Source organism: Novosphingobium sp. 9U (assembly GCF_902506425.1).
GTDB lineage: Bacteria > Pseudomonadota > Alphaproteobacteria > Sphingomonadales > Sphingomonadaceae > Novosphingobium.
Genome location: NZ_LR732514.1, coordinates 1 through 10,645 on the forward strand (window position 1 = coordinate 1; position 10,645 = coordinate 10,645).

The window sequence follows — 10,645 nt, forward strand, 5'->3', positions numbered from 1 at the left end:
ACGAACAGGTTCTGCGATAGGCCGGGCACGTCGCGCTCGTAGGTCACCGAGAGCAGTGCCTTGCTCCCGGTGCCACCCAGCTTCATTTGGTCGAGGCTAGAGATCTGAGTGACGCTGTTATCCGGCCGGAGGGCGCCGCTCTCGCGAAAGGCCTGCGTCAGGAATGTGGGTCCGCCGTCCCGCAACGCCTCGATATGCGCTGGTAGATCAAGGCCGAACTTCTCGCCTCGTGCCCAGTTGATTACAGGTACCTCGGTCATGAAGCAGCGCTAGCGCACGACCGTGAGCCTTGAAAGTCGTCGTCGTAAACTGCTGCATTACGGTTACAGCCCGTCCCATCCGAAGCTGAGTAAGCGGCTAAAGTCGGGGAGCGGCCACCGCAGTCTGAATGGCGGGTTATGGGTCTCGGTGGAACCGAGCAGGGTAGGGCGCCTACTCGGTTGCCGCCCGAAAGCTGCCAGGCTGCTCACGCCGACTAGCGGACGTTCCATAAGGTGGTACGCATGCGGGTATGCGCATCATGCTCGCAATATTGCTGGCCACATCAGCGACGATGGCGACGTCTGCTGAGGCATGTCGCGAGGATCGCTCTCCAGCGCAAAAACTGTCGAACGGCTATCAGGGCGGAACAATTTCTGCGGTCGCCGTAATCACGATTTCGCATGCAGCCTACACGCACGAACCTGTTTCCGACGCTCACCCGTGGATGGCTTCCGGGACAGTCGATCGGGTTGTATACGGCTCGTACATCGCCGTGACAGTGCGTTTCGTGCGTGGGTGGGGCTCATCGGCTTGCGATGACGGGCTACCACCGCCAAAGGTTGGAGAACGCTGGGTCCCGTATCTCACAACGGGCGCTGACGACAGGCAACGAGTTTGGCTCGCCTACCCGGCAGAGGTCGCGCGTGCCGCAGATCTCACGCATTTGCGCGATGTCCGCTAACTACCCTTCTCAGACGGAGTCGGCCTGTCCGCTCACGCCCAATGTCAGACGATACCCGTGGATGCTGAGTACACGGTTATTTCACCGGACGACGGTAACTCGGACGAATGGCATTCCCGCTCTCAATCTCCGGTCGTTTGAGCATTCGGCGATCAGAGCTCACGCAACTGCAACCCATGGAACGTCTCGAAGCAGCGCTTTCAGCGCAGACGGTTGATATGATCAAGATTGCTGGCGACAGTATTGAGTTTCGACCGCAAAGTAAGGACACCGCAGACAAGCCTCGCCCCGAGGGCAATGGTTGGATGTTCAACGGGCTGGGCGCGTGTTGCCTGCATGTAGGCCACGATCAGCAAGGCGTCTTGATCGACTACAATCTCGACTGCCGCGTCGGGTTCTTCCTCGTGACCGTCATCTCGGTTGGGTTCGGTGCATTGATCCAGTCATCCTCTGGGCCAGACCATGGATGGGGGTGGGCCTTTGCATGCGGTAACTGGGTCTTGATGTTCTTCAGCAGCTACATCAGCAAAACAATCGAGTTTCGTCGTTGGCTTAAGACCAACCTCACTTCGCATGAGCTCCCCCCAACGAAGCGCTTGCGCGTACCAACCAATCCTGACTGATAATCGTGCCCGCCGGATCTGACTATCCGCAGCTGTCGAACGTCCACTCCCCACCGATGCCGTTGAAAAAGTCGTCTGCTGACGGGGCGGACCACTGCGCTGGCTGGAGACAACTTTTTCAACGGCATCCACCCAACTCGGTCATCAGTTCGGCTAAGTTTTCTCGTGCAAGCTGGGATGTCGAGAAACACATGGCTGACGCGCAGCGCCATAGGAGACAGGGTTTTCCGGCGTTTGGGTGTTGGAAATGACCTGTTTCTCGCACACTCAGGCGAGGATTGGTAGGTTTCGCCCAATCGTTGCCGTTCAGATCGCACCAGTCCTCACCGGATTGCAGACATTCTCGTGGACGGCATCTGCTGCCTCTGGCACCTTGAGAAAATGTACTTGAATGACGGGCCGTCACTTTGTTGGACTAGGATCACGCAATTCTAGGGCGCTGCCTACTCCTATCTGCGGTAGCCATTTTGACTGGTGGCGCCGTAGCGCCAGAAATAACGGTCACGAATTGCCCGGCTCATTTCGAGGGGCGCTTCAAAACCGAACTCGAAAGCGCGGGACCTTACAGATTGACGTCCGCTCACTGTATCAACGCTAAAGGCATCAACAGCTTGACCTGGCCGTCGATGGCCCCAGACGGCAGCGGCTTCGCATGGCTAAATCGCGACGAGGTCGCGGTAGCGGATGTAAAGTCAGGCCAGACAAGAACCTTCGCCACTCCCTTGAGCAACTCCGGTTTTCAGTCTCTCACGGGAGGAGAGCCGCCAATTGGATGGTCGGGCGACTCAAAGTCGGTTTGGGCTGCCAAGCAGGAAGTGGCCTATCCCTCGCACTTTCCTTTGTCAGGTCTGACGCTGATGCGTCTGGCGATGGACGGTTCTACCGTACCTACAAGCCTGAAGCCATCCCCCGCTGGTCCTCTCGATGCCGTTCAATGGATACGGAACTCCGCAATGGCCTTGGTTCAGGTCGGAACCAATGGAAGCTTCTACCGACCGCCCCACGCCGATCCGGCGCCGGAGCTGGCAATGATCGATGCCGCGCACGGGCAAGTTTTGGACCGCCTCCCGCTAAGTAGCTTGAGGTCGTTCAACCAGCGCAAGGCAGGGTTTGATGCCCGGTTTTCGATAGCGGCGGCAACGGCTGTGGTGAAGGCAGGCCGCATTCGTTCAGTCGTCACAATCCGCAATCAAGATGGGGATACATGGGTTCGATGGATACAGGGCTCGCCGCCTATCGAAGTAGCTTCTCCTTTTGGCAAGGAAAGGCGCAACCGCTTGGTCCTTGTTCCATCGGGGAAGCAAGTCCTTAATACCCGTGAGCTACAGCCCGACGGCGTCCAGATCATCTGCGAGGCATGGAGTAGAAATTGCCCTAAGGTACCACCGCCCAAGCCGCGGACGGGTCCACTGTTGGAGTTTCGTGACTTGGATACCGGGAAGGTGCTGTGGTCGATCTCCACAACCGTAAAAGACTTCTGGAATGGAGGCATCCTTGAAGTCAATCCTGACGGGCATTTTGCGCTTATGTCGTGGCCAGAGAAAAAAGGCGGGGTAGTTCAAGCGGCCCTTGTAGACCTAAATAAGGGAGCGGTGGCGCAGTTCTTCCCGCTTGGCGTCTCAGGGGGTGAGGCTGGCTTCACAGCCAAAGGCAATGAGGTCTGGACTCAGGTGACGAACGTCATTTCAATTTATCGGCGTAGCTAGCTGCCGCAAAGTCGATTGCGATCTATGGCAGCTATGGCGCTTGGGCCTCCCACAAGCGGACAGGCAGGTTTCCACCCGTAGCGGTCGTTGGCGAGCGCGTTTAAGCCGTAACACAGGAGGAGTCGCATGACCGACGACGTGATCGCTCGACGAGTTTTCAAAAATCGACGGACAGCAGGCGAAATGTCGCTTTTACAAACCTCAGGAAGATGCTGGTAGTTTCTTCTGCCCGGTCCAAATCGACTGGCCGGAAGGGACGAAGAACAAGAGGGCTGGTGGCGTGGATGAAGTCCAAGCACTACTGCTCGGAATGATGTTAGCTCACACAGACCTACTTGCAGCTAGGAACATGGACGGTCGAGTGATCGAGTGGCTTGATGGCCAAAGCCTTGGACTTCCGGTGACACCTAGCATACGGGATTGGGACCCAGACAATCACATGAATCGAAGAGCAAGGTCCGCTTTCCACTCCGTTTGCATGGCTGGGACGACAGAGTCGGCTCGCCTAATGCGGTCGGTCGTTCAGAGATGAATGGATGGAAGAAGTTGGGAAGCGGGTAGGGCGGTCTGAACGTCCACTTGTGGGTCTCGGCGAAAGTGCGCGGGGGACGGCGCCTGCTGGCTTTCTAACCTCCAGAGCGGCCAGGCTGCTCATTCCCAATGGTGGACGACCCAAGGCTCTCGCATTGCGACATGGTCCTTGTCGCCTCATGATGGCGTATGGACTTTATGAAGTGGCTCAACTCGCTTGACGAGCTCCTCTACGAGGTGATGAGCTGGCTCCTGTTCTTCCCCATAACGCTGTGGCGAGCGACGGTGGGGCCGCTGCGCCTCATGGCCGAAGTCGAGCAGCAAGCAGCTCTCCCCGACGAAGAGCAATATGGCAGCATTCTCAGCCCGCCCCTGTTTCTCGCCCTGTCGCTTCTGCTCGCGCACGCGGGTGCGACCGCACTCGGGCAGTCGGACGCGCTGATCGCCGATAATCATGGTCTCGCCTCGCTGGTTGACGACGATGCGACGGCGCTTGTTGTTCGTGTCGCCGCATTTGCCGGATTCGCGCTGTCCCTAGCGGCGCGGCTGGTGCGAAGCAGGCGCTTGGCGCTCAGCCGCCTCACGCTGCGGCAGCCCTTCTACGAGCAATGCTACCCGTCCGCAGTGTTTGCCCTCGGTCTCGGGATTGGGACGAGCCTGATCCTTGTGCCAAATGGCCCCGCGCACGCCGCTGGGCGACTTCTCGCAGTCGCGAGCCTCACGTACTTCGCAATCGTGGAAGTTCGCTGGTTCGCAGCGGCTCGCGGCATCAGCCATGTACGGGCGCTCGGCCATGTTGTGCTGGCAACATCACAGGCGCTGGTTCTGATGCTAATCATAGGATTCCTGTTCACGCGCTAACCGCTGATCTGTATCGATGGACACAATTCATGGGAGATCGACAATGAAGCGCTTCCTTCTGCTCGCTGCCCTGCTGTCGACTCCTGCGTTGGCGCAGAACACACCACGAGGTCTGCGCGACATGGTGGGCGCCCGCGCCGGACAGGCGGAGGGCGAGCTGCAGCGCCGAGGCTACCGCAACCTCGGAGGAGAGAAAGGCGACGATCGCAGTTACACCTACTGGTGGAACGCAGAGCGGCGTCAATGCGTGACAATCGCCACCATGGAGGGCCGCTACAGTTCGATCACTAGCTCACCTGCGCCAGACTGCGAGCAGCGCGCTTCCGGGCGCGACCGTGAGCGCGACCGGGACCCCAATCGCGATCGTGATCGTGATCGTCCGCGGGCGAGTGGCAGCGTCGCGCCGTACGAGCTGTCTCAACTCTGCCGGGGGCAGGCGGCGACCCGCTTTGACCGTCGCCCGAGCGAGATCACCGTGAATGCTCCGATCCGCCAACGCGACGGGTCTATGGTTCAGGGCTGGTACGATCGCGAAGGCAAGCGAACGACGTTTTTCACCTGTCGCTTCGATGAGGATGACCGTTTCCTGAGCATATTGTGAGGGCCGCGCTATTAGTTAGCACTGAGGCGGAGTGAGCAGCGCGTACGACCGTTTCCCACCTCTCTTGCCTCAGGCCACTGATCCAGCTCTCCGGAGGCGGTCGATCGTTCATATGAATGGATGGCCGCACTTGGGGAGCGGATAGGGCGGCTGGAATGGCCAGTTATGGGTCGTCGTCCCACTTTATGGGCGTTTGGTGTCGACCACAGTATGCCGCCTCAATTCAGCGCTCAAAAACGTTCACCCAAGCAGTAACGCTGCCGCTAGGCGGCCCCAAGTGGCGGGACAGCACTGCCGCCGGCGGCCTGTGTTTGGGCGGCACGGCGATGGATCAACTCTGCACCCGGCACGAGGCAGGGCAGCAGCTGCCGCTACCACTCCGTGCCGCGCTCATCTGACAGGGCGATCAGAATTGCTTCGTTACCGTGCCGATCACCTGTCGCGCCTGCGCGAAGAAGCAGCCGGTCGGGCCGTTGCAGCGGCCGGCGTAGCGCTTGTCGAACATGTTGCTGCCGTTGATCGCAAAGCGCCAGCCGGGCAGGTCGTAGTGCAGCGTGGCGTCGAACAGCGTCACTGCCGGGCTGGAGTAGAGCTCGCCGCCGATGGTCGAGGGGATCACGCCGGGGCTGCTGCTGAGGTGCCGCACGCCCGCACCGCCGCCGAAGCCGGCCAGCGCACCCAAGTCTTGTGTGTAGTCGACGAACAACGAGGCCTTATGGCGTGGCGTCGCCTCCAGCCGCGCGCCGACTTCGGGAGCGAAATCGCTGCGGGTGATCTTGGCATCGGTGTAGCTGTACGAGGCATTGACGCTCAGCTTTTGGTAAAAGCGCGCGACCGCCTCCAGTTCGATGCCCTTGGACACGACGCGGCCGGTCTGGATGTCGAAGAACACGTTGTTGGGGTCGGTCAGCAGCGGGTTGTCTTGCTTGATGTGGAACACCGCCGCGGTGGCGAACAGCTTAACATCGTCGCTGAGGCCTCGAGCGTCGTACTTGATGCCCACCTCCCACTGCTTGCCTTCGCTGGGCGCGAACCGCTCGCCCGCGAAGGTCGAACCTACGTTGGTCAGGAACGAGGTCGAGTAGCTGAGGTAAGGCGCGACGCCGGCCTCGGTCACGTAAGTCGCGCCGGCGCGCCAGGTGAACTTGTCCTGCTTGTCCCTGCCTTCGAAGCCGATGCGATAGTCGGTGATGCGGGTCCAATCCTGCCGGCCCGACAGCGTCAGGATGAAGCCGCCAAGCTTCATCTGGTCCTGCGCGTAGAGGCCGTACTGCTTGAGGCGGATGTCGGTGAAGTTGTCGCCGAATGCCGGCACCGCGATCGGTGCGGTGCTATAGACCGGATCGAACAGGTCTATGTCGCTGGCGAAACCGAAGCCGAACGCCGACTGCTCGCGGTAGTTGCGGAAGTCGAGCCCCACGAGCACGCGGTGTTCAATGTCGCCGGTGGCGAAGCTGGCGTCGAGGCGGTTGTCGACGGTGAACTGCTGGGTGTCGTCGCGCGAAGGGAAGTTGAAGCGCGAGACGGTGCGGTTGTCGGCGCCAAGGCTGCCGGCGTAGATCACCTGCTGATACTCGCTATAATCGGTCCAGCGCAGGTTCTGGGTGAACCGTAGCGCAGACGAGAACTGGTGGGTCAGCTCGTAGCCAGCGCCCCACTGCTCGCGGCGATAGAAGTTGTAATCCGGCTCGCCCAGGTTAACGCTGCGGCGCACGCGGCCAACCGGATTGTCGAACAGCACGCCCGCGGCGGGCAGGAATCCGTTGGTGTCGCCCTCGACGCGGTCCCACTGGTAGTAGCCGAGCGCGGTAACCTTTGTATCCGGGCCGATCTCGAAGGACACCGCAGGCGCGACATAGGCGCGGCGGGCGGTGACGAAGTCGGTCTGGCTGTCACGGTCGCGGTAGAGGCCGGTCAGGCGCGCGCTGATCCCGGGCGTCAATTCGCCGGTGATCGTGCCGGCGGCCTGCTTGAAGTCGTCGGTGCCGTACTTGACTTGGATCTCGCCGCCGAGCTGCGAGGAAGGCCGGCGGCTGGTAAGATTGTAGATGCCGCCTGGAGGCGTACTGCCATAGAGCGTCGAGGCCGATCCCTTGAGAATGTCGACCGCCTCGAAGCCGTAAAGGTCGAGCCCGACATTATCGATGGTGTCGCTAACCGGCGCCTGGACACCGTCGATATATTGGACCGGGATGAAGCCGCGGACGCGCAGGAAGTCGAAGCGCAAGTCCGGGCCGTAGTTCTCTCCCGCGACGCCGGCGGTGTAGCGCACCGCCTGCTGCACGTCGATGAAGTTCAGCAGGTCGATCTGATCGCGTGAGATGACCGAAACCGATTGCGGCGTCTCGATCAGCGGCGCGGTGGTCTTGCTCGCGGTGATCGCACCATCGGGCACGAAGCGGTCGGCAGTTACGATGATCGCGCCCTTGTCGGTGCGGGTAGTCTGGAGAACGCCGGATGTCTTATCGGTGTCGTCGGCCGTGTGCTGTGCCTGCGCCGCGGCCGGAGGTGCAAGGGCCGAACCAGCCAGCAGCATGGCAGAAAGACGCAACGGAACGCGACGAACGAGCATGGCGGGAACCCTGATGACGAGATCGGCCGCGCCCTTACGCAGCCTGTTCTTGGCCGCCCTTGTCACGAATGAGAATAAGTTGCAATAAGAAGGCGAAGTGGCGAGCTGGTCCGATCGAAGAACCGACCGGTTGCGCAAGACCTCTTGCGAGAGGTTCCCTATGCCTCGGCGGAGCCAAGCAAAACCGTGCTCTCAACGGCTTGTGCAACACGTGCGCTCACGGTCACGAGGATCCGAAACCCGCAGCAATCGAAGTTGGAAGGATGAGGAGTCTGCACCCGCAATTGCAGTCCGATCGGATGAGCATCGGTAACCGTGCAGGATGGAACTGAGCCACGACAACGTGACAACCGCCGGTGCTGGCACGCGCACGATGATGTCCGTCCATGGCTTCGGATGCGACCAGAACATGTGGAGCGAGGTCGCAAGCGCCTTCGCGGCAGAGTTTAGCACGGTCCTGTTTGATCATGTCAGGACGGGCGGTCCGACCTGTCCGCCTACGATTTCGCCAAGCATGGCGGCCTGAATGGCTGTTGCCTGCGGGCTGCTCGCTAAAGCGAGTTCACTGGACCATGACTGTGGCTTTGCCGGGGCATAACACAATCATTCGGCGGAGGTTGAGCGCTGCGCTGCGTGGTCGCTCAAAGCCGAGCGCCGATCAGGTCACTCGGCGGGTATGGCATCACCGTGCGCGGGATAGCGGCCCAGTGTGAAGAAGGCGGCGATCGAGCAGACGAACAGAACCGCCGAAGTCACGATGGTCATGTCGTAGCTTCCCATGCGGTCGCGCAGCCCGCCGTACACGGCCGGCGCAAAGCCGGCGCCGAGGCCAAAGATGGCATACTGGATCGAATAGAGCTCGCTGAAATGTCGGCGGCCAAAGTACCGGCCGATGAGATAAGCGACGAGGTCGAATTCGGCGCCGGCCACGAGCCCGATCGTCACGCCGCAGGCGATGCCCGTCGTCAGGTCGATATCAGGCTGCGCCAGCGCAGCAAGAGCGAGTATGGCTGGCGTGACAACGATGAGCGCGACAAACGGCGCGCGCAGGCGGTCGAGCAGAACGCCCGACAGCAGGCGCCCTCCGGTGACGCTGATCGCCATCGCCGCCATCACGGTCGTCGCGGACTGCTTCGAGATGCCGTGCTCGCTCAGCAGCGGAACGAGGTTGGGCATCAATCCCGAGGTCCCGGCAGCGAGCCCAAGGGCGGCAAGTGCGAGTGCCCAGAATCGATAGTCGTGAAGAGCGGCACGAACGGACGTTCCCGCCGCTTCCGATGCCCGCGCAGCCTCACTGGCGCGCTCAGGTTCCTTGAGCCATGCGATCAGGACAGGCAATGCAATGACCAGCGGAAGCGCGCCGTAGGCGAGATAGCCGACACGCCACCCATAGGCGCCGATCACCCAGCTCAGGTAGAACGGCGCGAGCGCGCCAGTCACTCCGGTGCCGGCCAGCGCAATGCCCAGCGCAAGGCCGCGCGCCCTGTCGAACCAGCCGGTTATCATCCGAGCATAAGTGGTCGGCAGCGTGCCGAGCGAAACCACCGCAAGGCACGCCCAGGCCGCGTAGAAGTGCCCGATCGTGCGGCTTATCGTCGCCAAAAGAACAAAGGAAAGGCTGAGGCCGATCGTCGAGCAGATTGCCACCTTGCGCGCGCCGATCCGGTCGGCCAAGCGGCCGACGATCGCGCCAAGGCTGATGAGTGCGATGGGTATGAAGGTCAGCGTGACCAGTATCTGGCTGCGCGGCCAGCCGATATCCTGCTCGAGCGCCGAAGCGAATATGCCCGCGGTATAGGCCGGTATCGGCGACAGGCCCAGCCCGATCCCGATCGAGCAGGCGACGAGCGGGCGCCAGCCGCGCTTCAACTCTTCCACGGTCGAAGGCGCGGCGTCCGTTATCGACGCGTCAGGAGTGTGGGCGAACGCCATCGACGGACTCCTTCTAGAGCGAGTTGCGACGGGCGATGTCGCCCAGCACGGCCGCGCTCGGCTTTGGCGTGCGGGCGAATGTCGTCCGGTCAAGCGAGTGGAGGCCGTAGCGCGGCTTGTAACCGAAGAACCACTCGTAGTTGTCGATCAGCGACCAGTGCGTGTAGCCGCGCACCGGCAGGCCCTCGTCCATGGCCTTGCGCAATTCGGCAAGGGCAGCAGGGATGAACTTTGCGCGCTTCGCGTCGTCGAGCACGTTGCAACCATGCTCGGTGACGACGACCGGAACTCCGCACTTCGAATGGGCGTAGCGGGCCGCGTTCGCTCGAGACGGTGCGTAAAGCTCCGACCCGTTCTCGTCGGTCACGACCCCCGGTGGCGCGGGCAGGCGATGGCTCGCGTCCCACACCGCGCGCCAATAATTCTGGACGCCGATGAAATCGTCGGCACGCGCGGCCTCTAGCCAGGGATCATAGAGCCGTGCGCGAATGCTGTCGCGCATGCTGGCGGCACCCACGGCCTGGTCGTCGTTCATCGCCAGGCTGACACCGACCGGCAGGTCCGGACGCGCGGCTTTCATCGCCTCGCGCGCGGCCTTGTGTCCGGCAATCAGATTTGCCTGAACGACGGCTGCGTTAGGCAGGAACAGCCCGTTGCCCGACAGGTACAGAGGCACGTTCATCGACTTGGCCACGGCTTGGGACATCAGCTTGTCCTCGGCGAGCAGCCGCGCGCCACTGTCCTTGGGGAGCAGCATCGGCAACATGCCGATGAGATTGGGCTCGTTCAGGGTGAGCGCGTAGCCGATGCCGCTTGCGAGGTGCTTGGCGGCGCGGCCGCAGAACCGCGCGAACAGGGACGGCGCCTGTTCCTGAT

9 protein-coding genes are annotated in these 10,645 nt (G+C 61.7%); 5 read left to right on the plus strand and 4 right to left on the minus strand.

The features are described 5' to 3' along the window. On the minus strand, positions 1 to 260 hold a 260-nt coding region (locus tag GV044_RS19380), incomplete at its 3' end, for a hypothetical protein (RefSeq protein WP_201299169.1). A gap of 859 nt (positions 261 to 1,119) precedes the next feature. On the opposite strand from GV044_RS19380, the gene GV044_RS19385 reads away from it, so the two are divergent. From GV044_RS19385 to GV044_RS21955, 5 genes are all read left to right on the plus strand, one after another. Beyond that, positions 1,120 to 1,566 carry a hypothetical protein gene (locus GV044_RS19385; protein WP_159873998.1) on the plus strand — a complete coding sequence of 149 codons (447 nt, stop codon included), beginning with the start codon at positions 1,120 to 1,122 and terminating at the stop codon, positions 1,564 to 1,566. A 626-nt stretch (positions 1,567 to 2,192) separates the two neighbouring features. After that, on the plus strand, positions 2,193 to 3,272 hold the full coding sequence (locus GV044_RS19390) for a hypothetical protein (protein WP_159874000.1): 1,080 nt from the start codon (positions 2,193 to 2,195) through the stop codon (positions 3,270 to 3,272). Between the two features lie 163 nt (positions 3,273 to 3,435). After that, the gene (locus tag GV044_RS22890) at positions 3,436 to 3,804 is read left to right on the plus strand and encodes a hypothetical protein (protein ID WP_371741655.1); all 369 of its coding nucleotides are present in this window, start codon (positions 3,436 to 3,438) and stop codon (positions 3,802 to 3,804) included. A 197-nt stretch (positions 3,805 to 4,001) separates the two neighbouring features. Then, positions 4,002 to 4,664 (plus strand): hypothetical protein, encoded by a 663-nt coding sequence (locus tag GV044_RS19395; protein ID WP_236555118.1) that lies wholly within the window; start codon positions 4,002 to 4,004, stop codon positions 4,662 to 4,664. Positions 4,665 to 4,707: 43 nt separating this feature from the next. Next, on the plus strand, positions 4,708 to 5,265 hold the full coding sequence (locus GV044_RS21955; RefSeq protein WP_201299170.1) for a hypothetical protein: 558 nt from the start codon (positions 4,708 to 4,710) through the stop codon (positions 5,263 to 5,265). Between the two features lie 406 nt (positions 5,266 to 5,671). Here the strand turns inward: GV044_RS21955 and GV044_RS19405 are convergent, their stop codons facing one another. The 3 genes from GV044_RS19405 to GV044_RS19415 form a co-directional block, all read right to left on the minus strand. Next, entirely contained in the window at positions 5,672 to 7,903 is a 2,232-nt protein-coding gene (locus GV044_RS19405; RefSeq protein WP_236555119.1) for a TonB-dependent siderophore receptor, read from the minus strand. 597 nt (positions 7,904 to 8,500) lie between these two features. Beyond that, a complete protein-coding gene (locus GV044_RS19410) occupies positions 8,501 to 9,769 on the minus strand; it encodes an MFS transporter (RefSeq protein ID WP_159874006.1) in 1,269 nt (422 codons plus the stop codon). A gap of 13 nt (positions 9,770 to 9,782) precedes the next feature. Further along, positions 9,783 to 10,645: family 1 glycosylhydrolase (locus GV044_RS19415; protein ID WP_159874008.1), on the minus strand; the 863-nt coding region annotated here is incomplete at its 5' end.